The sequence below is a fragment of the Rheinheimera sp. KL1 genome, assembly GCF_001275035.1.
Classification (GTDB): Bacteria; Pseudomonadota; Gammaproteobacteria; order Enterobacterales; family Alteromonadaceae; genus Pararheinheimera; species Pararheinheimera tangshanensis.
Genome location: NZ_LAMX01000025.1, coordinates 78,824 through 105,061 on the forward strand (window position 1 = coordinate 78,824; position 26,238 = coordinate 105,061).

20 protein-coding genes and 3 tRNA genes are annotated in these 26,238 nt (G+C 48.0%); 14 read left to right on the forward strand and 9 right to left on the reverse strand.

Annotation, left to right across the window (positions count from 1 at the left end; genetic code table 11):
* Positions 1–49: 49 nt before the first annotated feature.
* From WH43_RS13960 to WH43_RS14010, 11 genes are all read left to right on the forward strand, one after another.
* Positions 50–1,645, forward strand: a complete 1,596-nt coding sequence (locus WH43_RS13960) for an aldehyde dehydrogenase (NADP(+)) (RefSeq protein WP_053425213.1) — start codon at positions 50–52, stop codon at positions 1,643–1,645.
* On the forward strand, positions 1,638–2,705 hold the full coding sequence (locus WH43_RS13965) for an aldose epimerase family protein (RefSeq protein WP_082335794.1): 1,068 nt from the start codon (positions 1,638–1,640) through the stop codon (positions 2,703–2,705). The genes WH43_RS13960 and WH43_RS13965 overlap by 8 nt, the downstream gene beginning before the upstream one ends.
* A gap of 84 nt (positions 2,706–2,789) precedes the next feature.
* Positions 2,790–3,737, forward strand: coding sequence for an ABC transporter substrate-binding protein (locus WH43_RS13970; RefSeq protein ID WP_053425215.1), 948 nt, complete (start codon positions 2,790–2,792; stop codon positions 3,735–3,737).
* A gap of 42 nt (positions 3,738–3,779) precedes the next feature.
* Complete coding sequence (locus WH43_RS13975) at positions 3,780–5,315, forward strand: sugar ABC transporter ATP-binding protein (RefSeq protein WP_053425216.1); 1,536 nt, start codon at positions 3,780–3,782, stop codon at positions 5,313–5,315.
* 17 nt (positions 5,316–5,332) lie between these two features.
* Positions 5,333–6,415, forward strand: a complete 1,083-nt coding sequence (locus WH43_RS13980; protein WP_286049758.1) for an ABC transporter permease — start codon at positions 5,333–5,335, stop codon at positions 6,413–6,415.
* Positions 6,415–7,386 (forward strand): galactofuranose ABC transporter, permease protein YjfF, encoded by a 972-nt coding sequence (yjfF, locus tag WH43_RS13985; RefSeq protein WP_286049759.1) that lies wholly within the window; start codon positions 6,415–6,417, stop codon positions 7,384–7,386. The genes WH43_RS13980 and yjfF overlap by 1 nt, the downstream gene beginning before the upstream one ends.
* Positions 7,383–9,296 (forward strand): SMP-30/gluconolactonase/LRE family protein, encoded by a 1,914-nt coding sequence (locus WH43_RS19850; protein ID WP_082335795.1) that lies wholly within the window; start codon positions 7,383–7,385, stop codon positions 9,294–9,296. Before yjfF ends, WH43_RS19850 begins: the two co-directional genes overlap by 4 nt.
* 122 nt (positions 9,297–9,418) lie before the next feature.
* Entirely contained in the window at positions 9,419–10,744 is a 1,326-nt protein-coding gene (locus tag WH43_RS13995; protein WP_053425219.1) for a M16 family metallopeptidase, read from the forward strand.
* A complete protein-coding gene (locus WH43_RS14000; protein ID WP_053425220.1) occupies positions 10,741–12,159 on the forward strand; it encodes a M16 family metallopeptidase in 1,419 nt (472 codons plus the stop codon). Before WH43_RS13995 ends, WH43_RS14000 begins: the two co-directional genes overlap by 4 nt.
* 120 nt (positions 12,160–12,279) lie before the next feature.
* Entirely contained in the window at positions 12,280–13,437 is a 1,158-nt protein-coding gene (locus tag WH43_RS14005) for a DUF3142 domain-containing protein (protein ID WP_053425221.1), read from the forward strand.
* 3 nt (positions 13,438–13,440) lie between these two features.
* Positions 13,441–15,567, forward strand: a complete 2,127-nt coding sequence (locus tag WH43_RS14010) for a hypothetical protein (RefSeq protein ID WP_053425222.1) — start codon at positions 13,441–13,443, stop codon at positions 15,565–15,567.
* A 111-nt stretch (positions 15,568–15,678) separates the two neighbouring features.
* Here the strand turns inward: WH43_RS14010 and WH43_RS14015 are convergent.
* From WH43_RS14015 to WH43_RS14025, 3 genes are all read right to left on the reverse strand, one after another.
* A tRNA-Gln gene (locus WH43_RS14015) sits at positions 15,679–15,753 on the reverse strand.
* A 27-nt stretch (positions 15,754–15,780) separates the two neighbouring features.
* A tRNA-Leu gene (locus tag WH43_RS14020) sits at positions 15,781–15,865 on the reverse strand.
* Between the two features lie 23 nt (positions 15,866–15,888).
* Positions 15,889–15,965 (reverse strand) — tRNA-Met (locus WH43_RS14025).
* A 254-nt stretch (positions 15,966–16,219) separates the two neighbouring features.
* On the opposite strand from WH43_RS14025, the gene WH43_RS14030 reads away from it, so the two are divergent.
* Positions 16,220–17,767, forward strand: coding sequence for a POT-type proton-dependent oligopeptide transporter (locus WH43_RS14030; RefSeq protein WP_053425223.1), 1,548 nt, complete (start codon positions 16,220–16,222; stop codon positions 17,765–17,767).
* A gap of 703 nt (positions 17,768–18,470) precedes the next feature.
* On the forward strand, positions 18,471–19,568 hold the full coding sequence (locus WH43_RS14035) for a PDDEXK-like family protein (RefSeq protein WP_053425224.1): 1,098 nt from the start codon (positions 18,471–18,473) through the stop codon (positions 19,566–19,568).
* A gap of 125 nt (positions 19,569–19,693) precedes the next feature.
* On the opposite strand, the gene ychF is transcribed toward WH43_RS14035, so the two are convergent.
* From ychF to lolB, 6 genes are all read right to left on the reverse strand, one after another.
* Positions 19,694–20,785: a redox-regulated ATPase YchF gene (ychF, locus tag WH43_RS14040; protein ID WP_053425225.1), complete on the reverse strand. Its 1,092-nt coding sequence runs from the start codon at positions 20,783–20,785 to the stop codon at positions 19,694–19,696.
* Positions 20,786–20,852: 67 nt separating this feature from the next.
* Positions 20,853–21,443, reverse strand: a complete 591-nt coding sequence (gene pth / locus WH43_RS14045) for an aminoacyl-tRNA hydrolase (RefSeq protein WP_053425226.1) — start codon at positions 21,441–21,443, stop codon at positions 20,853–20,855.
* On the reverse strand, positions 21,443–22,045 hold the full coding sequence (locus WH43_RS14050) for a 50S ribosomal protein L25/general stress protein Ctc (protein ID WP_053425227.1): 603 nt from the start codon (positions 22,043–22,045) through the stop codon (positions 21,443–21,445). Before WH43_RS14050 ends, pth begins: the two co-directional genes overlap by 1 nt.
* A 368-nt stretch (positions 22,046–22,413) precedes the next feature.
* Positions 22,414–23,349, reverse strand: coding sequence for a ribose-phosphate pyrophosphokinase (locus tag WH43_RS14055; protein WP_286049765.1), 936 nt, complete (start codon positions 23,347–23,349; stop codon positions 22,414–22,416).
* A gap of 80 nt (positions 23,350–23,429) precedes the next feature.
* Positions 23,430–24,275 (reverse strand): 4-(cytidine 5'-diphospho)-2-C-methyl-D-erythritol kinase, encoded by an 846-nt coding sequence (gene ispE / locus WH43_RS14060; protein ID WP_053425229.1) that lies wholly within the window; start codon positions 24,273–24,275, stop codon positions 23,430–23,432.
* Positions 24,263–24,874, reverse strand: a complete 612-nt coding sequence (lolB, locus tag WH43_RS14065; RefSeq protein WP_053425230.1) for a lipoprotein insertase outer membrane protein LolB — start codon at positions 24,872–24,874, stop codon at positions 24,263–24,265. Before lolB ends, ispE begins: the two co-directional genes overlap by 13 nt.
* A 100-nt stretch (positions 24,875–24,974) precedes the next feature.
* On the opposite strand from lolB, the gene hemA reads away from it, so the two are divergent.
* Positions 24,975–26,222 (forward strand): glutamyl-tRNA reductase, encoded by a 1,248-nt coding sequence (gene hemA / locus WH43_RS14070; protein WP_053425231.1) that lies wholly within the window; start codon positions 24,975–24,977, stop codon positions 26,220–26,222.
* Positions 26,223–26,238: the final 16 nt, after the last annotated feature.

The following is a 26,238-nucleotide window of genomic DNA, read 5'->3' on the forward strand; positions in this document are numbered from 1 at the left end:
ATTCGGCCACTTTTTTGAATCTGTTACCACGAACAAGGGTTGAGTAAAGATGATTACAGGTCAACAACTGATTAATGGGCACTGGGTGCAGGGCGAAGCAGGTCAATATCAGGCGGTTAATCCTGCGACTGCCGCTTTTATTGAGCCTGTAATGAGTTATGCCAGCAAAAATCAAGTGCATCAGGCGGTGGCTGCTGCTGCGAAAGCTGCGCCGGTTTTTGCGGCTACAACACTTAAGCAGCGAGCTGAGTTTTTAGAGTTATGCGCTGATGAAATTATGGCTTTAGGTGATGTGTTGCCAGAGCGTGTCGCGCTGGAAACAGGGTATCCAAAAGCCCGCGGTGAAGGCGAGCGTGCCCGAACTGTTAATCAGCTGCGTTTATTTGCCTCTTCTATCCGTTCTGGCGAATACCTGAATATCCGAATTGATACCGCCTTGCCTGATCGCCAGCCTTTGCCTCGTCCTGATTTACGTTATACCAATCAGCCGATAGGACCTGTAGTGGTGTTTGGTGCCAGTAACTTTCCGCTGGCTTTTTCTGTGGCAGGTGGTGATACAGCAGCGGCTTTAGCTGCAGGTTGTCCTGTCATCGTCAAAGGTCATAACTCACACCCTGGTACGTGCGAGCTGGTCGCGCAAGCTTTGCATAAAGCGGTACAAAAAGCGGGTTTACCTGCTGGTGTGTTTTCTTTGATTATGGGCGCTGGTCGTGAAGTAGGTTCTGAACTGGTGGTTGCGCCAGAAGTAAAAGCTGTAGGTTTTACCGGCTCTTTAGCGGGTGGCATGGCATTGTTTCAGCTGGCCAATAACAGACCTGAACCTATTCCTGTATTTGCCGAAATGGGTAGCGTGAACCCTGTGGTGTTATTGCCAGAGGCGCTGGAACAAAATGCTGAATCTATCGCGGCAGGTTTTGTCGGCTCTTTAACTTTGGGCGTTGGCCAGTTCTGTGTTAATCCTGGTGTGGCTGTGGCAATTCAAAGCCCAGCACTGGACAGATTCTGCAGTGCAGCTTCTGCTGCTTTAGCCAAAGTACCAGCTGGTGTCATGCTGAACGAAGGCATAGCTGCGGCTTATCAAAAAGGCACAGTGCATTTGGCTGAGCAGTCTGGTGTTGAACTGGTTGGCAGCGGCGAAGCTGTGGGCGATAAAGCAGGCTTCTGCACTCAGGCCAAACTTTTTAAAGTCACAGCCGAAGCCTTTTTAGCCAATCCACATTTGCAGGAAGAAGTGTTTGGCCATGTTTCTGTACTGGTGAGTTGTGCTGACCAGGCGCAATTACTGGCGGTAGTGCGAACTTTAAAAGGCCAGTTGACTGGTACTTTACAGGCAACAGCAGCAGAGCTTGCCACTCAGGCTGAACTCATCAGCCTGCTGCGTCAAAAAGTAGGCCGTCTGGTGGTGAATAACTTCCCGACTGGTGTTGAGGTGTGTGATGCCATGATGCATGGCGGGCCTTTCCCTGCCGCTACTGATGCACGTTTTACCTCGGTAGGCACAGCTTCTATTGCCCGTTTTGTCCGTCCTATTTGTTTCCAGAATTACCCGGCTGAGTTATTGCCACCAGAGCTGCAAAACGCCAATCCATGGGCTTTACCGCGTTTGGTGAATGGCGTAAAAACCAGCGCAGCGGTTGATGCTTAACATGGGCTTTGTTGTCGCGACTGAGACTTTGCAGGTGGCTGCGTTAAAGCGGCCCTTGCAGCTGATTCAACTGACTAATCCTGCCGGATTAACAGTGACATTAAGTAATTTAGGTGCAGGTTTATGGTCGGTGCTGATGCCAGACTTGGTGCCAGAATCAGGCTCCGCTGAAAAAACCGAACTGCTGCAAAACTATCAGGATCCAGGCCATTTTGCCCGTAATCCTTATTATTTTGCCGTGACTATAGGCCGGGTGGCGAACCGTATTGGTGCTGCGGCTTATATGCAGCAAGGCAAGGTGCTGTCGTTACTTGCCAATGAAGGGCCGAATCAATTACATGGTGGCCCGGATGGTTTAGGCAGTCGCTTCTGGAGTTTTGATATAGACCAGCAAAACGACAGAGTCAGCGTTACTTTTCGCATCACCAGCCCAGAGGGCGATCAGGGGTTTCCCGGGCAGTTGGATGTGCAGCTGCATTACACCTTGCTGGCGCATCATGAGCTGGTACTGGAATACAGTGCTGTGTCAGATAGAGACACGCCAGTCAGCCTGACTAATCATGCCTATTGGGCTATTGGCGGTGTAGGCAAAGGCACAGTGCTTGAGCAGCAATTGCAGCTTGATGCCGACTTTATTCTGGCGTTGGATAAACAACTGATCCCGACAGGCGAGTTAGTGCCTGCGGTTGGCGCTTTTGATTTTAAAGCGGGCAAGCGGATAGGCCAGGATATTAGCTTGCTTGAAAACGGCTACGACCATTATTTTGTCTTGAACAAAGACCGTGATTTGAGCAGACCTGCTGCGTTAGTGCGCGATCCTGTGTCGGGCCGCACTCTGCAGTTGTTTACTGATCAGAGCGGCATTCAGTTTTACAGCGGCAACTTTTTGGACGGCAGCATACTGGGGAATCAGGGCCGGCCCATAGAAAAATACGCCGCTTTATGCCTGGAGCCTCATGGCTATCCAAATGCAGTCAATAAAGCAAATTTTCCAACGGCTTTGCTAAAAGCCGGCCAGTTGTACCGGCAGTGCAGCCGTTTTGTATTGGGGTATAGCTAGGGCGTTATAACAACAGAGTTTAATCACCGCAGGTCCGTCTTTAAAAAATATCATAAGGACCTGTTTGACAAGGGGAGTCGACCTATGAAAATCAAATCCATAGTTGCAGGTTTGGGCCTGTGTTTAGTTTGCCACAGCAGTTTTGCTACCACTGTAGGTTTTGCTCAGGTAGGGTCGGAAAGTGGCTGGCGGACCAGTTTTTCCGAGTCTGTCAAAGCGGAAGCGAAAAAACGCGGCATAGAGCTGAAGTTTTCTGATGCGCAGCAAAAGCAGGAAAACCAAATTAAGGCGGTTCGCAGCTTTATTGCGCAGGGTGTGGACGCCATTATCATTGCTCCAGTGGTCGAGACCGGCTGGACTCCAGTGCTAAAAGAAGCCAAGCGTGCCCGCATTCCTGTGGTTATTGTCGACCGTAATGTGCAAGTGCAGGACGAATCGTTATTTGTCACCCGTATCGCTTCTGATTTTGTCGAAGAAGGCCGCAAAGCGGCGACCTGGTTAATGAGCCAACCCCAGGCGCAACAGCAGTGCAATATCATCGAATTGCAAGGCACAGTGGGGGCTACAGCGGCGATAGACCGTGCTAAAGGTTTTAATGAAGTCCTGGCGAAACACCCACAAGCTAAAATCGTCCGTAGTCAAACCGCTGAATTTACCCGCGCCAAAGGCAAAGAAGTGATGGAGTCCTTGCTCAAAGCAGAGCAGGGTGGCAAAGCCATTTGTGCACTTTGGGCTCATAACGATGAAATGGCGTTAGGTGCTATTCAGGCCATTAAAGAAGCGGGCCTGAAGCCGGGCAAAGACTTACTGGTGGTGTCTGTCGACGCTGTACCTGATTACTTTAAAGCTATGGCTGACGGCGACGCCAATGCCACTGTAGAGCTGAGCCCGCATTTAGGTGGCCCGGCCTTTGACGTGATTGAAGGGTATCTGAAGGGTAAAAAAGACATAGAAAAGCTGATCCGTACTACAGGGGATTTATTCCTGCAGGATACGGCTGCTGCTGAATACGAAAAAAGACGCCTGAACTAATTCACTTTCAGGTTACTCAGTTTGGTTATTCAGGAGTGTCTGATGTCAGAACCGATCAACAATGTCGCCAAGCCAGTGCTGCAACTGCGGCAGATCAACAAAAACTTCCCTGGTGTGAAAGCACTGCAGCAAGCCCAGCTGAGTTTGTATGCCGGTGAAGTGCATGCCTTATTAGGTGAAAACGGCGCTGGTAAATCCACCTTAGTTAAAGTGATGACGGGGGTGCTGCAAAAAGATGGCGGCGAACTATTGCTGGATTCCACAGCGTTAAGTTTTGCTACACCTAAGGATGCGCAGCAAGCAGGCATCAGCACTGTCTATCAGGAAGTGAATTTACTGCCGAATTTATCGGTAGCCCATAACCTGTTTTTAGGTTCAGAACCTAAGCGCTTTGGTTTGATTGATAAAAAAGCCATGGCATATCAGGCGCGGCAATTATTAAGCAGTTTTGGTCTTGATATCAATGTCACTGCGCCTTTGTCTGAATTCTCAGTCGCAGTGCAGCAGTTGGTGGCTATTGCCCGTGGTATAGCGCCTAAACGAGGGGCTGCTCGCACCAAAGTGCTGGTGCTGGATGAGCCTACGGCCAGTTTAGATGCTGATGAAGTACAAACTTTATTTCAGCTGCTGCGCCAGTTGAAACAGCAGGGTGTAGCCATCGTTTTTATTACCCACTTTTTGGATCAGGTGTATCAAATCAGTGACCGTATTACGGTCATGCGTAACGGCTGTTTTGTCGGTGAATACCAGACGGCTCAATTGAATAAAGCTGAACTCATTGCCGCTATGCTGGGTAAAGAGCTGAGCCAGCAGCGCCATCAAACGCCTTGTCTGGCAGTGGAGCACTCCGAAGCTATTTTATCTGCGCGGCAGTTAAGCTCTGGGCAGTCGGTACAGCAGTTGGATCTGGATTTACCTCTAGGTCAGGCTGTGGGTTTAGCGGGTTTATTAGGTTCAGGTCGTACTGAAATTTGTCGTCTGCTATTTGGTTTGGATCAAGCCGATGGCGGCACCTTAAGTTTTGCAGGTTCGCCTATTAAACTGAGTAATCCGGCGCAAGCTATAGCCCTTGGTATCGCGCTTTGTCCTGAGGATCGTAAAACCCAGGGCATGATTGCAGCTTTATCCATTCGTGAAAATATCAGCTTAGCACTGCAGGCGAAACAGGGCTGGTGGCGAGTGCTTTCTAAAAAGAAGCAGCAACAACTGGCGGATTTTTATATTGAAAAACTGCAAATTGCCACACCTGATGCGGATAAGCCTATAGGCCAGTTAAGTGGTGGCAATCAACAAAAAGTCATTCTGGCACGCTGGTTGGCGGTGGAGCCTCAGTTGTTGCTACTGGATGAACCTACCCGTGGTATCGACATTGGTGCTCATGCGGAAATTTTGCAGCTCATTCGTCAGCTTTGTCAGCAGGGCATGTCTTTATTGGTGACGTCTTCCGAGTTGGAAGAACTCACCGCCTTTTCCAGCAAAATAGTGGTCATGCGTGACCGGAAAAAAGTAGCAGAGCTAAGTGGTGAGGATCTGAATCCGGATCGCATCATGGCTGCTATAGCGGGAGCCAGCGTATGACGAGCGAGGCAACAGTTTTGAACTCAACTCATTCTGATCCGTTAAAAGCGGACCAACTAAAAGCAGCAAGACAAGCGCGTTATAGCCCTGGTCAGTCAGCGCATAAATTCAGCTTATATCTTTATCCTTTAGTAGCTTTAGCCTTGTTATTGCTGGTGAATTTACTGTTAGATCCGCAGTTTTTCTCCCTGCAATGGCAGGATGGCCGCTTGTACGGGCCTTTGATTGATATTCTAAACCGCAGTGCGCCTGTGGCTTTGCTGGCCATCGGCATGAGTTTGGTGATAGCCACGGGCGGTATTGACTTGTCCGTCGGCGCTGTGATGGCGATTTGCGGCGCAGTGTGCGCTAACTTATTGCTGCTGGGAGACTGGTCCATTCCTGCCGTGATAGGTCTGGCTGTACTGACAGGTTTAGCTTGTGGTCTGGTCAATGGCTTTATGGTCAGCTATCTCGGTATTCAGCCTATAGTGGCGACTTTAGTGCTGATGGTGGCAGGCCGTGGTGTGGCGCAGCTATTAAACCAGGGCCAGATTGTCACCTTTCAAAACCCTGACTTTGCCGCTTTAGGTTCAGGCTCCTTTTTAGCTTTACCCGTGCCAGTCTGGTTAGTGTTGCTGGCGCTGCTGATTATGCAGTTGCTGCTCAAACGCACCGCCTTGGGTTTATTTATTGAAGCTGTAGGCTGCAACGCCAAAGCCAGTCGTTATTTGGGCATAGATGACAGAGGTATAAAGCTGACTGTGTATTTACTGGCCGGTGGCTGCGCTGCTTTGGCCGGTATTATCGCGACAGCAGATATACAGGGCTCAGATGCGAATAACGCCGGTTTATGGTTAGAGCTGGATGCGATTTTAGCTGTGGTGATAGGCGGTGCGGCTCTAACAGGCGGGCGTTTTTCTCTGCCTCGTGCTGTGATCGGCGTATTGATTATTCAGACCTTAAGCACCACCATAGTGGTCAGTGGTTTACCTTCTAAATTTAACTTATTGATCAAAGCTTTAGTTATATTGCTGGTGCTGATGTTACAGTCGGAATTGTTTCGCAACCAGCTAAAATCCCTGTTGAGCTTTGGCAAAGCGCGTGGAGGAAAGGCCTGATGTCCCGCACTTATTTACCTTTGTGGATCACTTTTGCGCTGGTGCTTGTGATGTTTGGCGCTGGTGCCAGCCAGTTTGACGGTTTTGCCAGTCTGCGAGTGGTTACTAACTTAATTAGCGATAATGCCTTTTTGCTGGTGACTGCTTTGGGCATGACACTGGTGATTTTATCTGGCGGTATCGACTTGTCGGTCGGTTCTGTCATTGCCTTAAGCGGCGTGGCGGCGGCCTTGTTGATTGGGCCTTATCAATGGCATCCACTGCTGGCTTTTGCTCTGATATTGCCTTGTGCTGCGCTTTTTGGTGCTGGTATGGGCGCCTTAATTCAGTTTTACCAGCTACAGCCTTTTATTGTCACTTTGGCGGGCATGTTTTTAGCCCGGGGTGTGGCGACGCTGTTGAGTGAAGAGTCTGTCGCTATTGAACATCCTTTTTATGATGCAGTGGCCGAGTTTGGATTAGAGCTGCCGGACGGTGGTTGGTTGGGCGCAACTTCTCTGCTGACCATAGCTTTGGTGCTGCTGATGTTGGTACTTACTCACTACAGCCGCTTTGGCTCTTATGTCTATGCCTTAGGTGGCAATAGCCAATCGGCTCAACTGATGGGCGTTCCAGTCGCTCGCACTACTATTTTGCTCTACGCCTCAAGCAGTATGCTGGCCGCTATGGCTGGTATTATTTTTAGTTTTTATACCTACTCAGGTTATGCACTGGCTGCTGTAGGTGTCGAGCTGGATGCGATAGCTGCGGTAGTGATAGGCGGTACCTTACTGACAGGTGGCAGTGGTTTTATTATTGGCACTGTGTTGGGTGTCCTACTAATGGGCTTGATTCAAACTTATATCAATTTTGACGGCAGTTTAAGCAGTTGGTGGAGCAAAATAGTGATAGGGGTTTTACTATTTTTCTTTATTGCTTTGCAAAAGTTACTGAGTCATAGCTGGCAATCTAAAGCTGGAGGCAAAGCATGAGTGAATTGAAGTTATTGCATAGTATCCCGCTGAAAAACAAATTAGGTGAAGGCATCATCTGGCATGGCGCCAGCCAGTCAGTCTGGTGGACCGACATTCATGGCCGCTTTTTGTATCAGCTGTTTTGGCCTTCACTGCAGCTCAATACCTATCCGCTGCCGGAACGCATCAGCTGTTTTGCTTTATTAAACGCACATGACCCCATGCGCTCTGATTATTCGATGCTGGTGGCTTTTGAGTCAGGTTTTGCTTTGTATCAACCTGCAACTCAGGGCATCTTCTGGTTGGCTAAACCTGAAACTCATTTATCTGGTAATCGAATGAATGATGGCCGAATCGATCGTCAGGGCCGGTTCTGGGCTGGCACTATGCGTGAAGTAAACCAAGGGCAGACTGGCACTTTATACCGGCTGGATCAGCAAGGTTGTCATGCGGTGATCTCCGGCTTACAGATCCCCAATAGCCTGTGCTGGAATAAAAACAGCAGCAGGATCTATCACGCTGACTCACCAACAGGTGTGATTTACTCCTATGGCTTTGATGCGGTTCAAGGTGCTGTAAGTCAGCCGCAGTTGTTTGCCAAAGTGCCAGTAGGGGCTGAACCCGATGGCGCTGTGATAGATGCAGAGGATCACCTGCTGTGCGCTTTATGGGGCGGGAAAGCCATAGCGCGTTATTCGCCTTCAGGACAGCAAACGGCTTTACACCCTTTACCTGTCAGTCAACCCACTTGTCTGGCTTTTGGTGGCCCTGATTTAGACCTGCTATTTGTCACCACGGCTCGTCAGGGCTTAACAGAGCAGCAGTTAGAGGCTGAACCCGATGCGGGTAGTTTATTGATTTATCAGTCGCCTTATCAGGGCTTGCCTGAATCAGAACTGGCGGTGCTGGATTGGACTGCTCTGCAAAAAACGGAGGTGGTGATGTGGAAGCTGGTTAGTGTTTTATTGATAAGTCTGCTGAGTGTTAACCTGCTGGCGCAGGATGCCGGGCTTTTGATTAAAAACCGGGCCGATCCCTGGGTCTATCGCGCTGCTGCCGATTCTTACTATTTCACCGCTTCAGTGCCGGAGTTTGATCGTATTGAGTTACGCCATAGCTCAAGTATTAAAGGCTTAGCAAAGGCGAAAGCCAAAGTCATCTGGCGCAAAAAAGACAAAGGGCCTATGAGTGCCAATATCTGGGCGCCTGAAATACATCAGATAGACGGCAGCTGGTACATCTATTTTGCTGCAGGTAAGGCGGAAGAGCCCTTTCATATCCGTACTTATGTGTTGAAAAACAGCGCTGCAGATCCGCTGCAAGGGCAGTGGCAGGAACTGGGGCCGCTGAATACCGGCTGGGATAGTTTTAATCTGGATGCCACTCATTTTGAACACAAGGGCCAGCATTATCTGGTATGGGCGCAGCAAGATAAAAAGCAAAGCTATAACAGTGCCTTATGGATAGCCAAAATGCGCAGCGCCACTGAGCTGGAGTTACCCGCCACTTTGTTAACAGAACCTACTCTGGATTGGGAGGTTTTGGGCCATAAGGTCAATGAAGGACCCGCTGTACTGATTAAAAACGGTAAAATCTGGCTGGCCTATTCAGCCAGTGCCACCGATCACCGCTATGCTATGGGCTTACTGACAGCTTCTGTCGATGCCGACTTACTAAAAACCGAAAGCTGGACTAAAGCGCCCCGGCCGGTATTTTTTACTAACGACAGCCTCAAACGTTTTGGCCCTGGCCATAACAGCTTTGTGCTGGCCGAAGATGGTGTCACGGATTTAATGCTCTATCACGCCCGTGATTACAAAGACATTCAGGGTCATCCCTTACAGGATGGTAATCGCCATACTCGTGTGCGGCCCTTGTATTGGACAGAGCAAGGAGAGTTAGACTTTGCTCAGGACAAGCCCGACTAACTCTTTGTTCCTTTAACGCCTGCCATTTACGCCTTGTAACAATTTTGTTGCAGGGCGTTTTTGTTTTTCGTTTAGTCTTAAGCTTTTGCAGTTCTCTTTCGGAAAAAGGGCAGGGAGAAGGTATGAGGTTAAAACAGTCGGCTTTGGCGCTGATGCTCGGACTGGTGTTCAGTTCAGCACAAGCGACAGAAGCTAAAGATATTCAAAGCTTTACGCTTAAAAATGGCATGAAAATTATGGTGTTGGAAGATGCATCTATTCCAAATGCCAACAGCTATTTATTCTGGAAAGTAGGTTCACGCAACGAATACCCTGGCATCACCGGCATCTCGCATTTCTTTGAGCATATGATGTTTAACGGTGCCAAAAAGTATGGCCCTAAGATGTTTGACCAAACCATGGAAGCTGCTGGCGGCGCGAACAATGCCTACACCACCGAAGATTTAACTGTGTACACCAACTGGTTTCCGGCCAATGCACTGGAGACTATTTTTGATTTAGAAGCCGACCGTATTGCTCATCTGGATATCAATGCCAAAATGGTTGAAAGCGAACGAGGCGTCGTCACCTCTGAGCGCTCAACTGGTCTTGAAAACTCCAACTTCCGTACTATTCAGGAAGCGCTGAAAGGCGTGGCTTTTTTAGCCCATCCATACAGCTGGTCTGTGATTGGTCATGAGTCTGATATTAAAGCCTGGACTTTGGACGACTTAAAGCGTTACCACAAAACTTACTACGCGCCGAATAATGCCGTGATGGTGGTTGCTGGCGATGTAAAGTTAGCCGAAGTGAAAAAGCTGGCCGAACAGTATTTTGCACCTATTCCATCTCAACCAGAGCCTGAAGCTGTACGCACAGTGGAGCCGGAGCAAAAAGGTGAACGTCGGGTTTATGTGCAAAAGGCCTCTGTCACCAGCCCAAATTTGCTCTTAGGTTTTCATATTCCAGCCAGCTCCAGTCCGGATTATTATGCGCTGGATTTACTGAACTCTATTTTGAGTCAGGGCAACAGCTCACGTTTGTATCAGGGCCTGGTCGACAAAGAACTGGCCGTGGATGTGTTTAGTTACTTACCTATGTCCTTTGACCCGAATTTATTTTATCTGATGGCCATCGCCAATCCCGGTGTAAAAGCTGCGGATCTCGAGACAGCCTTAATTAGTGTTGTTAATAAAGTAGCCAAAGATGGCGTCACTCAGGCTGAGCTTGAAAAAGCCAAAAACCAGAAACTGATGCAGTTCTACCGCGAAATGGAAACCATCAATGGCAAAGCCGATATTATCGGCACCTACGAGTTGTATTTTGGCAGCTATCAAAAGCTGTTTGATGCGCCAAAAAATTATCAACAAGTCACTCCGGCGGATATTCAGCGAGTGGCGCAAACCTACCTGAAAAAATCCAACCGCACTGTTGCTGTGCTGGACTCTGCTGAGGATAAAGATCTATGAGCCATTTCACTAAGACTTCAAAAGCAGCGGCGCTGGTTTTACTAAGCTCTTTTGTATTTGCCTTGCCAACCATGGCAGAGCAAGCAAAGAGCCAAAGCAGTTTTCAGTTACCGGCTTATGAGCAACTAAAACTCGACAATGGTTTGACTGTGTTTTTATTACCTCAGCACGAGGTGCCGTTAATTACGGTGCAGGCTACAGTGCGTGCAGGTGCGGTCAATGATCCTGTCGCTGGTTTGTCTCAGCTCACCAGTCAGGCTTTATTGTTAGGTGCCGGGGGCAAAAGCAAAGCTGAAATTGAACAATTGGTCGACTTTTTAGGGGCCAGTTTAATCAGTGAAGGCACTCTGGAGGGGTCTAGTCTGCGCGCTGATTTTTTGGCAAAAGACACGGAACAAATGCTCGCGATATTTCATAAAGTGCTGACTCAGCCAGCCTTTGACCTCGCCGAGTTCGATAAATTAAAAGCACGCCAGATTGCCGCCGTGGCTCAGGCTAAAGAAAGCCCACGAATGGTGATGGAGCACTACTTTAATAAGCTGGTGTTTGGCTCACATCCTTATGGTAATGCCATTTCTGGTACTGCGGGGTCGCTGAAAACCATTAGTCAGCAACAAGTGAAAGATTTCCACCAGAGCTTCTATCAGCCGGCTAATACCGCCATCAGCATAGTGGGTGACTTCAAACCTGATGCGATGAAAGCCCAGCTGCAAAAACTCTTTGCCAGTTGGAACAATGGCAAAGTAATAAAACAACCTGATTTAACTGCGGCTTTGCCAAAAGCAGAAAAAGCCAAAGTGTTGCTGGTCAATAAAGCCGATGCGATAGAAACCACTTTCAGTATTGGTGGTGTAGGTGTGAAGCAGAGTAACCCGGATTATGTCGGTATCAGTGTAGTGAACACAGTGTTGGGTGGCCGTTTTACCTCCTGGCTGAATGACGAGCTGCGGGTGAACTCTGGTTTAACTTATGGCGCCCGTTCTGGTTTTGAGCGTTATTCTGCCACTGGTATTTTTACTATCAGCAGTTTCACCAAAACTGAAAGTACCAAAGCCGCTGTGGATTTAGCACTGAACACTTATCAGCGCTTATGGGATAAGGGCATCGATCAGGCCACGCTGGATTCCGCCAAGGCTTATGTCAAAGGCCAGTTCCCGCCGCGTTTTGAAACCAATACAGCCTTAGCTGGTTTGTTAGGCGATATGTATCTGTATGGTTTTAATCAGGATTTTATTAACAGTTTCCAAAGTAAAGTGGACCAACTGACAGTTGCTGAGAGTAAACGCCTGATCAACAGCTACTTCCCGAAAGACAAGCTACAGTTTGTGTTGATTGGTAAAGCTGAAGCTATTGAGGATATCGCTAAAAGTTATGGTGAAGTGACTCAGGTAGATATCACTGCTGATAGTATCTGATTTAAAGTGATGGCCCTGCACTAATGCAGGGCCTTATACTGCCCTCATATCCTCTTTAGATAAGTACTTCGTTTGAAATCTCAGTGCAAACTTCTCATTCTGTTATTTAGCCTTTGTTTGTTGTGTTCTTGTACACCTCAGGCCAGCTCTGGTTTTAGTCAGCATATTTATATTTGGCAGCGGGTGTGGAACTCGGATCATCGCCAGGCTTTGGCCCAAAGCAAAGCTGATTTCAGTGTATTGAGAGTTTTAGCCTTGCAGCTACATCAAGCCAAAGTTGGCCCTGTCTGGACACAAGCTAAGGTTGATTTAGCTCTGCTTGCTGCGGATGGACGGGCTGTACATTTAGTGGTGCGGCTTGATGGTCAGCTCAAACAGTTACCAAAAGCCGTGTTGCAACAAAAAATACTGACGCTGCTGCAGTTATGGCAACAGCAAGGGGTGCAGGTGACGCAACTGGAGCTGGATTATGACTGTGCCAGCAGTCAGCTTGGCGCTTATGCGAATTGGATCAATGAATTACGTCAGGCACTGCCTCAGACTCTGGCTTTAAGCATTACGGCTTTGCCGGACTGGTTAGGCAAGCCAGGTTGGTCTGAGCTGCAACAGCAGGTAGACCAGTTGACCTTACAGGTGCATTCGGTGATATCGCCTGAACAAGGGCTGTTTCAGCCAAAGCTTGCCAAAGACTGGACTGAGCAATTAGCAGCAGAGGCGCAGAAACCATTTTATATTGCGGTGCCTTCTTATCATTCCGCTTTACTGAAACAAGAACAAAGCACTCTGGTGGAAAGTGAACAGGCCCTACAAAGCCCGGGTGAGCGACAAGAGTTATGGCTCGATGCGTTAGCAGTGCAGGGCTTTAGCTTGTGGTTAAAGCAACAAAACTGGCCGCTGTTACAGGGGCTGGTCTGGTTTCGTCTGCCTCTGGCATCAGATAAACGCAGCTGGTCTTATTCCCAATTGCAAGCTGTCAGTTCGGGTAAAACCCTCACTGCTGATTTAAAACTAAGTTTGCAAGGCGAAGCGCCACAGTTTGAGGTTGTGGCAGAGAACCATGGGTTTGTCGCTGCGTCATTACCGCCACAGATCAACTTATCTGGTGGTCACTGTAAAGCCGCCGATGCGGTATCCGGTTATCAGCTCAACTTTTCAAAAGATAAAAATCAGCTGCAGTTTGTTTTAACCGAAGCTGAAGCTATGCTGCAACCCCGCCAACGACTAGTGCTGGGCTGGGCCACTTGTCAACACTTAACCCTTTGGGTATTTAAAGGATGACGTATGCTGAAATTTAACAAAGCCTTACTGCTTAGCTGCATGACGTTAGCTGGCAGCGCTGTGGCCTGTGGCCCTGACTTTCCAATGATGCTGAGTTCGGACAGGGCCCAGACTTTTGCTGTACTGCCTGAGCCAGTGTTTTTAGTGGAGGTACAGGCGCTTGCTGCGACTGTACCTGACTTTTCTGCCCTGATAGCCAAACCTCAGGCCGTGGTATTCGAAGACTCCTATGATTATCAAAACGACCGCTGGGTAAGCGCCACAGAACAAGCAGAGCAGCAGCTGCTGAGCAAGGAGCACGCAAAGCTAGTCCAGCAGATGAGGCAAAGTGCTACAGTGCAGCAGGCCTTGTCCGTGGGTGAAGCTTTGCCCGCTGAATTGCGTTTTTATACAGCAGCAGCTGTGGCTTTTGCACAGCACGACTATCAACAGGCCATTGAATTATTCCGCCAGGTGCTGGCTTTGCCGTTAGAGCAACAACAGCAAAGGCGCAGCTGGGCGTTGTATTCGTTAGGACGTGCCTTACTACAACAAAATACTCAGACTAGCGAAGTTTCAGCTTTATATAGCCAGCTACAACAAGAAGTAGCGGCTGGATTAGCTGATCCTTTGCAGCTGGCTGTGGCCAGTTTAGGCGAGCAGGCGAAACTGGCTAAACAGCAAGGCGATTGGGCTACGGCTATAGGATTATATGCAGCACAAAGTCGCTGGAGCGAAAGTGGCCGCGCTTCTTTATTGCTATTGAGTAAAGAGCTGGCTGCCATGCCGGATCCGCAATTAATAGCTTTCGTACAAACGTCTGCTGTGGCCGCTTTATTAAGCCGTTACCTGATGACGCAATTTAGTGCTTTAAGTTATCTGGAACCAGAACAGTTACAGCGTCTGCTGGTGGTATTGAATCAGGTTCCTGACATTCAACTGAAAAATGCCACTCAACTTGCCACAGTAGCTTATCAACAAGGCCAGTTTGATTTGGTAAAGCAGTTATTGCCTCATCTGGAGCAAAGCCCGCAAGCCTGGTGGCTGCAAGCCAAAATGGCATTAAAAGCAGGGGATACGACCAAAGCTGTGGAATTTTACGCCAAAGCCAGCAAAGCTTTTGCGCCTGAGCCTTTGCAGGCCGGGACTTTACCGGCACAACAAGATCCTTATGCGAAATCTTCAGTGAAGGAATTGCAGGAGCAGCACTATTGTCGCATTCAGGCGGAACACGGCATTCTGGAATTAAGTCGTGGCGATTATTTGCAGGCTATCGCCTTGCTGACAGCTGCAGGCTCTGAGTACTGGCAGGACACGGCTTATATCGCAGAACGGGTTTTAACGCTGGATGAGCTAAAAAGCTTTGCGGCTCAGCATCCTGTAACCGTAGTACCGGAAAAATCAGAGTGGCATTATTTTGGTGATACCAAAGTCGAAGTGTTATTGCATCACTTAACAGCCCGACGATTAATGCGGGCGGGTCAATACCAGCAGGCTCAGGCTTATTTTATCGATCCTGAATTAAAGCAGCTGGCAAAGCAGTATCAGCAGCATGCAGAAAAAGCCGCAAGCAGCTGGACGGACAATGCTAAAGCCCAAGCCTTATTCGAGCAGGCAAAGCTTGCCAGAGCGCATGGTCTGGAATTATTGGGTTTTGAACTTGCGCCCGATTATCAGGTGTTTTATGGCCAGTTTGAGCCTTATGAATTTGAGGCAAAAACACCGGCTTTAGCTGCTGCTGAAATACAACGGGTAAAGAGTTCAGCTTCAACCTACAGCAACAGATTCCATTACCGGCAACTGGCGGCTGAACTATCCGCAGAAGCAGCTCAGCTTGTGCCACACAACAGTCAGGCTTTTGCTGCGACTTTGTGTCATTCAACAAAATGGCTGTTAGTACGCCAACCTGAACTGGCGCAGGGTTATTATCAAAAGTATCTGCAACAAGGGCCTTATGTCAGCTGGGGGGCTGAGTTCGGTCAGAACTGCCCTGAGCCGGATTTTGCCGCGGCTAAACAGCGCCACTACCATAACCTTGAACTTCAACTCCGAAAAATGTTGCGACCTTTTAAGTGGCTGCTGTTGACGTTAGTACTGGCTGGCGTTGGTGTGATGGGGTGGTTTGGTATCAAAAGGCTAAAAAGGGCTTAGTTCATTGGCAGAGCTTTTACAGCGAAAGCTCTGCTTTTCTACTTACCTGAAATTAAAGGGAATGAAAAGAGCAGAAAAGAAAAAACCCAGCCGAAGCTGGGTTCCAATTTATGGCAGGGGTACAGGGATTCGAACCCCAGAATGGCGGGATCAAAACCCGCTGCCTTACCGCTTGGCTATACCCCTGCAGAAACTGCAGAATTCTTACTTGCTTGGTGCGGAAAGAGAGACTCGAACTCTCACGCCTCGCGGCGCTGGAACCTAAATCCAGTGCGTCTACCAATTTCGCCATTTCCGCTAACACTGGACGAACAAATTAAGTGGTGGCTACAGCGGGAATCGAACCTGCGACCCCAGCATTATGAGTGCTGTGCTCTAACCAGCTGAGCTATGTAGCCACTATGTCTTAGTTGTCCTAAGCAAGTGGCGCGTATTATGCTCACCAGACTTTTTTGCGTCAACCGTTTTTTTACCACATCTTTGTCTATTCGGTTTGTTTGCTGGTTTTCTATGCAAGTTGATGTCAACACAGCCAGTTTTTTCGATTTTTCTGCCCGTTGCTTGGGCATATACGCCTGATGAGGTAGTATCGGTTTGTTATTAAAACTAAAAAAATTAACTCCCGGCTTGGGAGTCAGAGCAAGGAAACTCCATGTCGACAGATGTAAAACAGGCTCGTTGGCCACGACAAATCCCCTACATTATTGCCAGTGAAGCCTGTGAGCGCTTTAGCTTCTACGGTATGCGTAATATTTTAACGCCTTTTTTAATGACAGCTTTGTTGCTTGCTGTGCCTGAACATTTAAGAGCAGGTGAAGCCAAAGACGTATTTCACTCCTTTGTGATAGGCGTGTATTTTTTTCCTTTATTAGGCGGTTGGTTGGCTGATCGTTACTTAGGTAAATACAACACTATTTTATGGCTAAGCATTGTCTATGTGATTGGGCATTTGTTTTTGGCTTTGTTTGAAACCAGTAAGGAGGGCTTTTATACCGGTTTGTTTTTAATAGCGCTGGGCTCCGGCGGTATTAAACCCTTAGTTTCTGCTTTTATGGGTGACCAGTTTGACCAGAGTAATAAGGCACTTGCGCAAAAAGCCTTTGATATCTTTTACTTCACTATTAACTTCGGTTCGTTTTTCGCGTCTTTACTGATGCCGCTGACACTTAAGCACTTTGGTGCAGCCGTCGCTTTTGGAATACCAGGCGTACTGATGGCGCTCGCTACCTTGTTTTTCTGGTTAGGCCGCAAACGTTATGTGCATGTGGCGCCAGAACCTAAAGATCCGCATAGCTTTTTAAAAGTAGTAAAAACAGCTTTGTTATCAAAAGAGTCGGGCAAAGCCAATGGCGGCCTTTATCTGGCTTTGGTAGGTTTTGCGCTGGCACTGTTTAGTTTAAGCCAGACCCCAACTTTAGGTTTTGTCGCTGCTTTTTGTTTAGCTTTAGTGCTGGTGATGAGTTTTGGTGGTGCTGGTGCGGCTATTCAGTTGGAAAGGGCGCGTGGTGTGCATCCTGATATAGCCGTAGATGGTGTGCGCTCAGTGCTGCGTATTCTTATTCTGTTTGCGCTGGTGACGCCTTTCTGGTCTTTGTTTGATCAAAAAGCTTCGACCTGGATTTTACAAGCCAATGACATGAGCAAACCCGACTGGTTTGAACCCGCCATGATGCAGGCATTAAACCCGCTGCTGGTGATGCTGCTGATCCCTTTTAACCATATAGTCTTGTACCCGCTGTTGGAGCGTTGTGGTGTGCGTATTACCGCATTACGCCGTATGGGCGCTGGTATTGCCTTTGCCGGTTTAAGCTGGATTGTAATTGGTTCAGTACAACTGGCGATGGATGGTGGCACTGTCATGTCGATAGTCTGGCAGGTGCTGCCTTATGCACTCTTAACCTTTGGTGAAGTATTGGTATCGGCCACAGGCTTGGAGTTTGCCTACAGTCAGGCTCCTGCGGCGATGAAAGGCACTATCACCAGCTTCTGGCAGTTGTCGGTCACAGTGGGTAACTTATGGGTGCTGCTGGCGAATAACAGTATTCGCAGTGAAACTGTATTGTCGCATGTGGCAGCTACGGGCTTATCGCAAACCGCATTTTTAATGTTCTTCTTTGCCGGTTTTGCGCTACTGGCAGCTGCTGTTTTTGCCTTGTATGCACGTAGTTATACTATGTTGGATAACTATCGAGCCGTATAAAAGAGCGGCGTCCTAAGCTGTACTTTCTCTAATATAAAACAAACCCGGCTTTTAATGCCGGGTTTGTTTTTGAAGTTGAGTTTTTTATATCGGCTGAGTCACTGGTCTGAATCCAGATTTAGGGATGCTGTAGTGGATTATGTTGCTGCGGGAAGGGCATAGTTCACGCAGACACGCCGTAAACCCATCCATGGGGGCTCGCGTTTCGCTATCCCTGCGAAACACGGTCTGCTCAGAACTATACCCATCCTCGCTTTTGAGGCTGCCAGATAGTAGATAAATCGCCGTGTTATCAACTCAAAACGGCAGGGCACACTGCAAGACTTGACCCCCAGCGTGGTTGCTGATGCCGGGTTTGTTTTATCTGAGCTGAGTTAAAGTTACAGAGGTGCTGTAGAGGGTCAGGTCGCTGCGGGAAGGGCATAGTCCACGCAGACACGCCGTAAACCCATCCATGGGGGGCTCGCGTTTCGCTATCCCTGCGAAACACGGTCTGCTTAGAACTATACCCATCCTCGCTTTTTAAGCTGCCAGATAGTAGATGAATCATTGTGGTATCAACGCAAGGCTTTGGGGCAAGACGGAAGACTTGACCCCGTCTGCTGCAAGACCTGACCTTAGCGCGCTACCTTACTCATTTTACTGTTTAAAAGATCAAAACTGCCTTAGGATGATCAAATAAAAACGGTATTTAAGGGACAGTATGGAAACACAGCTAACAACCTTTGAGCAATTGCTGACTGAATTCAGTCAACTTCAACCTGTAGATACTGCAGAGCTCTCTTTTTTCAGCATTGGTAGTAAAGGTTATTACGAAAACCCAACTACGGACATATTGGCATTCTTCTGTGACAGCAACGGACAACATAAACTTGGCGCTACGGCGTTAAAGGCGCTCCTGCATTGCCTCCCCAAAAAATATCATGACCTAGATTGTTGGCTAGTGCAGACACCTGAGCGAGAGGTTACAACAGCGTCTGGCAAGAGAATTGATTTGCTTTTAGAAGGCAGCGATTGGGTTCTAGTTTTAGAAAATAAGATTTACCACGAACAAAACAATCCATTCGACTTCTACGAACGCTATATTTCCGTTGAACAAAAAGCTCGTTATGGCAGCAAGATAGCTATTTTCGTAGTCCTCTCCCCTCAAGGAGATAGCCCAAAGATTGGATGGCATGGTATCAGCTATTCAGCACTTATTGTTGCGTTAAAAACCCAGTTGGCGGAGCAATTTATTTCCCAACCTATCAACAAATGGTCTTTGCTACTCAGAGAGTTTGTCTTGCATCTGGAGAATCTTATGTCGCAACCGTCAGTTAACCAAGAAACACTCGAGTTTGTTTTAAAGAATTTTTCTAAGATAGAAGAAATTCAGCAACTTAAACAACGAGTCATTAAAGAGTATCTTGGTCGTATGCAGAGCATGTTACAGAATATGTTGGCGCAAGACGTTTCTACTCGTTCGGAATCTTGGGGTGGAACTCCAGTCTTACGATTTGCTTTGTCTAGTTGGCGAAACACTGAATCAGACGTTGCCCTAGTATTATCTAATTCTGCGACACCCTTCGTTAATGTTTATGCTTACCTCCCTAATGGCGTTGATGAGAATTACGCTGACTCCATGATAGATCTTAAGGGTTTAAAAACTGAGCGACCTTGGGTAGAGGGCGGAATGAGAAAATATCGTGGATATAAGATCCAAGCAACAGACATGACTGAACAACAGATTATTCAGCTTATTTGTGATCGCCTTTCCGATTTAGATAAATTTGAAAAATCGCTGCATAAAGAAACCTACTAAGCCCGTCTCTTTTGCATTGAGTGAAGAGAAACTGCGATAATTTTCTACAATAGTATTAACTTGATATCCAACAAAAAACCGGACTAAAAAGTCCGGTTTTCAAAGGTAACGCAAAAACCAAAAGGTTATACGTTAAACAAGAAATGCATCACGTCGCCGTCTTTACAGACGTAGGTTTTACCTTCCACGCGCAGTTTGCCTGCTTCTTTGGCGCCGGCTTCACCGTTACAGGCGATAAAGTCGTCGAATGACACCACTTGAGCGCGGATAAAACCTTTTTCAAAGTCGGTGTGAATAACGCCTGCTGCTTGTGGTGCTGTGGCGCCAACCGGGATAGTCCAGGCGCGCACTTCTTTAACACCAGCAGTGAAGTAAGTGTGCAGGTTCAGCAGTGAGTAACCGCCACGGATCACGCGGTTTAAGCCCGGTTCAGTTAAGCCCATAGACTCTAAAAACTCTGCTTTTTCGTCGTCTTCCAGCTCTGATATTTCAGATTCAATAGCAGCACAGACCGGAACTACGATGGCACCTTCTTTGGCGGCAATTTCACGAACCACGTCTAAGTGTGGGTTGTTTTCAAAACCATCTTCCAGCACGTTTGCAATGTACATAGTAGGTTTGATGGTCAGGAAGTTCATGTAGGACACCAGCGCTTTTTCTTCTGGTGATAATTCCAACTGACGTAAGGTTAAGCCTTGCTCTAAATGCGCTTTTACTTTTTCCAGCACTTCCATTTCAGCTTTAGCGTCTTTATCACCAGCTTTGGCTTTTTTGCTGACGCGGAATATGGCTTTTTCAGCGCTGTCCATATCAGATAACACTAGTTCCATATTGATGGTGTCTATGTCATCTGCCGGGTCTACTTTGTTGGCAACGTGGATCACGTTATCGTCTTCAAAGCAGCGTACCACGTGGCCTATGGCGTCAGTTTCACGGATGTTAGCCAGGAATTTATTACCTAAACCTTCACCTTTGGATGCGCCTTTAACCAAACCTGCGATATCAACGAATTCCATGGTGGTCGGCAGAATGCGCTGCGGGTTTACAATAGCTGCCAGTTGATTCAGACGTGGGTCCGGCACTGGTACTACACCCGTATTTGGTTCGATAGTACAAAACGGGAAGTTAGCCGCTTCAATACCAGCTTTGGTCAGTGCGTTGAACAGAGTGGATTTACCTACGTTTGGTAAACCAACGATGCCACATTTAAAACCCATGGGTGTTTCCTTTGTGCTGTAGACGGCAAAGCCGTACGTTTGCGAACCGGACGCGCTTAAACTTTGATTAAGTCGCGCTAAAACTATGTAACCTGTGCTGCGCTTTAATTAAGCCATCGCTTAACCAGAGCTCAAAACAACGCATCGATTCATCTAAAGCTTCATCGATCAGCTTCTGTTCGGACTGCGGTGCTTTGCCCAGCACATAACCTGTGACTAAATCTTTGTGGCCAGGATGGCCAATACCCAGTCGCAGGCGATAAAAATTGGCATTGTTGCCGAGTTTACTGGTGATGTCTTTTAAACCATTGTGACCGGCATGACCGCCACCCAGTTTAAATTTAGCTACGCCGGGCGCTATCGCCATTTCGTCGTGAGCCACCAGAATGTTTTCGGGTAAAAGTTTATAGAACTGCGCCATAGCTGCAACGGCTTTGCCACTTAAATTCATGTACGTAGTGGGAACCAGCAATTTATATTCCTGACCTTGAGTGACAAATTTGCCAGTCAGGCCAAAAAATTTGCTGTCAGGACGAAGAGAAACGTTATAGCGGCGGGCTAGTTGTTCTACAAACCATTGACCTGCGTTGTGGCGGGTCTGGCTGTATTCTGGGCCTGGATTACCCAGGCCCACGATTAACTGAATTGCTTCAGTCATTACTCAGCTGTGTCTTCGTCTGCTTTGCCAGCAGGCTTGTTCACAGTAACAACGGCTTGGTCATGACCAGCGCCTTTGGCTAACTCAGTGATAGTTACGCCAGCAGGAACTTTAATGTCTGACAGGTGCAGTGTTACACCTACTTCAACGTTGGCTAAATCCACTTCAATGAATTCTGGCAGGTTCTGTGGTAACACAGTGATAGCCAGTTCGTTGATGTGGTGAGCAACTACGCCACCTTTTTTCACAGCAGCAGCTTCGTTGATGAAGTGTACTGGAACTACAGTGTGTAACTCGTGGCCAGCTTCTACGCGTTGGAAGTCAACGTGCATAACTTTTGGCTTGAACGGGTGACGTTGCATAGCTTTAACGATTGCTTTTACTTCTTCACCGCCAACAACGATAGTCAGGATGTGAGTGTAGAAACCTTCGTTAGCCTGAGCTTGTAACAGTTTAGAGTGATCTAAAGTGATAGACAGAGCTTCTTTGTGACCACCGTAAATGATAGCTGGTACTTTGTCTGCGTGACGTAGGCGGCGGCTCGCACCTTTCCCTAAATCAGAGCGGACTTCTGCATTTAACGTGTAAATGGCGTTTGACATGGTATTCTCCAAAAATTAATAGACCCTGAGTTCCGCGACCTGACCCCAGGAAGAAGCTTTTTCGGTGGGCGAAATGAATTCAGCCGACGCAAAAAAGCGCGCTATGGTATCACTGCAGCCTTAAGGCTGCAAATGAAAGCTATAAGCGTCGCAACAATTTTCCGGCCTCCACCAGAGGCGGAGGCGTGATATCAGCGAAATGCCAAACTGTTGGCATTTCGAAAGACCGCTATCACCCCGACAGTTGCGACGTACCGTCCCTCCATGGACATCGTCGAAAATATGCTCCTGCATTTTCGACATACCGTCCTTCCATGGACATAAAAAAAGGCACCGCAGAGGTGCCTTCCTTCATTTTCCACTCGTTGTTAATCAAACATCGAAGAGATTGATTCTTCGTTACTGATACGACGGATACATTCGGCCAGCATATCGCTTAAGGTCAGCTGTTTTACTTTGCTGACGGCGCGCATTTCTGCAGTCAGCGGAATAGTGTCGGTGATGATCAGCTCGTCAATCACTGAGTTTCTGATGTTCTCAGCGGCAGAACCGGAGAAAATCGGGTGAGTGGCATAAGCAAATACCCGTTTAGCGCCTTGTTCTTTTAAAGCTTCAGCGGCTTTACATAAAGTGCCGCCTGTATCAATCATGTCATCGACAATAATACAGTCGCGATCTTTAACATCACCAATGATATGCATCACCTGAGACACGTTGGCCTTAGGACGACGTTTATCGATAATGGCTAAGTCAGCGTCATTCAGCAGCTTGGCGATAGCGCGGGCACGTACTACACCGCCGATATCCGGAGATACAACCACTGGTGCAACGAATTCACGTTTGCGCATATCTTCCAGTAATACCGGGCTACCAAACACGTTGTCCACCGGAACGTCGAAGAAGCCCTGGATTTGCTCAGCGTGTAAGTCCACCGTTAATACTCGGTCTACACCTACGCTGGATAAAAAGTCGGCTACTACTTTGGCTGTGATAGGCACACGGGCAGAACGCACGCGTCTGTCCTGGCGGGCATAACCAAAGTAAGGGATAACCGCAGTAATACGACCGGCAGAGGCACGGCGTAAGGCGTCTACCATCACAATGAGTTCCATCAGGTTGTCATTGGTAGGGGCACAGGTAGACTGGATAATAAAAACGTCAGATCCCCTGACGTTTTCATTGATTTGTACACAGACTTCACCGTCACTAAAACGGCCGACTTCGGCATCGCCCAGCTTGATATATAAACGGCTGGCTATCTTCTTGGCGAGTTCTGGTATGGCGTTACCAGCGAAAATCTTCATGTCGGGCACGGTAGGATCCTCAGGGCAGTTTGTGAGTCCGGTTAATAATGCAGCAGGCCTTTTGTGTCGCCTGCTGTGCGTCATACGGCTTGTTCCAATTCAGTCAAAACAGCAGACTGATTGACCCCTTTAGCAACAAAACCGCGCCATGGTGGCGGTAGTTTCGCAAGGGTTTGACGGGCACTTAATTCATCCTGGAACTCGGCAAACACACTGGCGCCGGTACCTGTCATTCGGGACGGCGCGTATTCTATCAACCAGTTCAGTACCATTGCAACCTCGGGGTAGAGCCGTTTTACCAGAGTTTCACAGTCATTTTTCCAGTCACAGTCTAGTAGATCTTTGACGGACATGACGGGTGTATTGCGGATTAAATCAGGGTTGCCGAAGACTTCAGCCGTGCTGACATGCACCTCTGGCGTCACAATCAGGTAATATTTTTGTGGCAAACTAACGGGTTGTAATTTTTCTCCAACTCCCTCCGCAAAGGCTGTTTTTCCGAATACAAAGACAGGAACGTCTGCACCTAACTTTAAGCCCAGTTCACAAAGCTGTGCGTTTGATAACTTTAATTGCCATAACTGATTCAGTGCCAATAGGGTAGTGGCTGCATCCGACGAGCCGCCACCCAAACCGCCCCCCATAGGCACTTGTTTATCCAGATGGATTTTTACACCGGCGTTATCCGAGGCTAAAGGCTGCAGTAACTTCGCGGCGCGCACCACCAGATTATTGTCGTTTTCTATGCTTTTATCTGAACAACTAAAGCGGATTTCAGCATCCCTGCTGAGTGTGAAACTTAACTGGTCGCCACAATCGAGCATCTGAAACAAGGTTTGCAGATTGTGGTAACCATCGGCCCTGCGGCCTGTGATATGTAAAAATAAATTCAGTTTAGCCGGCGCTGATAAGGTTAAAGTTGCCATTTACGCACCACCAGTTTAATACTGCTGCCATCGGCTTGGGCTTTTAGTCTGATTTCTTTGGGTAAGGCTAAGGCATCGGGGAAAAACGTCACATAACTGACCTGCCAGTCCCGCTCTTGGCTGTCTTTTAGAGTAAAACTGGTTAAACGGCCTTGCGCATCCCATTCATGATTAAAGCTTTCCGGGCTTGCCACACCTTTGAGCCAAAGCGGCATTTCTTCAATAGGTAAGCTCCAGCCTGATAAATAGTCCAGCAGGGCACTGGCTGATTGTGCTTGATGAGTTTCACCATCTGCTTTAACCGTAGCGCCTAAAGCGTCGGTTTCCAGTTCAAAAATACTGATGCCCACAAAGTTGGTCATATTGGCCTGAAAATAAGGCCCTTGTTGTTGCCAGTTTAAACTGCCGCTGACGCTCTCTTGCGGGGCTTTTACACCTAAGGCTCCGGTCAGTGTAAACTCCTGCAATTGCTCTAATTGCAGTTGTCGTTGTTGGGCTGATAGGGGAATAACTGGTTTTAGCTGGCTGCTTTGGCTGGCACAACCTGTCAAAATCAGACTGAAAACTACAAAACAACCAGTTTTTATCGCTGCAAACACACTAATTCCTTCTCTATGCTTTTTTTAGTTTGGGCTTTTTCGTACAATTCGCCCTCTTTTTGACGAATGCCGGTTTTTTCGAAACGGGCCAAACAGGTGAATGACCATTTTTGCTTTAGGTATTAATCATAAAACTGCACCTGTCTCCTTACGTGAGCAGGTCGCTTTTGCGCCTGAACAAATTTTGGACGCCTTACGGGATCTGACGACGACGACCCAGGTGTCCGACGCAGTGATTTTGTCTACCTGCAACAGAACTGAGCTGTATTTTAGCGGCAGCGCCGAGCAATCGAAACAAGTAATTGACTGGCTGAGCAAATTTCATCAGCTGGACCTGGCCGAACTGCAGCATCATTTATACCTGCATCAGGATCAGCAGGCCAGCAGTCATTTAATGCGGGTGGCCTGTGGCCTGGATTCTTTAGTACTGGGCGAGCCACAAATTCTCGGGCAAGTGAAGCAGGCCTATAGCCATTCCCGTCAGGCCGGTACAATTAATCCTGCGTTTGAACGTTTGTTTCAAAAAACTTTTTCAGTCGCCAAGCAGGTTCGTACTGAAACAGATATTGGCGCCAGTGCCGTATCTGTTGCTTTTGCGGCGGTAAGTTTAGCCCGGCAAATCTTCGGCCAGCTTGGTAAAGTCAAAGTGCTGTTGATTGGCGCCGGAGAGACCATAGAGCTGGTGGCCAAACATTTACTGGAGCAGGGGGCGGAAAAAATTACCGTTGCCAACCGCTCTTATGACAAAGCTGCGGCACTCGCCAGTCAGTTTAACGGTGAAGCCGTCAGCCTGGCGCAAGTGCCACAAGCCTTGGCCAATGCCGATGTCGTGATTAGTTCGACTGCCAGTACCTTGCCTATTGTCGGTAAAGGTATGGTAGAACAGGCACTGAAAAAACGCCGCCATAAACCTATGTTTTTTGTCGATTTAGCTGTGCCACGCGATATTGAAGAGCAAGTGGCAGAGCTCGAAGATGCCTATTTGTATACAGTGGATGACTTGCAGTCCATAGTGCTGCAAAACCTGCAAAACCGTCAGGAAGCGGCGGCTGAAGCCGAGCAAATGATTTTACAGGGCGTGACTGAATTCAGTCAGTGGTTAAGTTTGCATGGCCAGTTGGACGTAGTGCGCGACTATCGTGACAAAGGCGAAGCCATACGGGATGAATTGCTGGCCAAAGCGGGCAAACAAATTGCTGCAGGGCAGGACCCGGAAAAAGTATTAGCTGAACTTGCGACTAAACTTAGCAACAGGTTGATGCACGCACCAACCAAGGCGCTGAGGCAGTTACTGCAGGACGAGCAACCTCAACAACAATCTTTGATCAACACTTTGTTAGATCTGTAATCAGGTAAATAGAAAC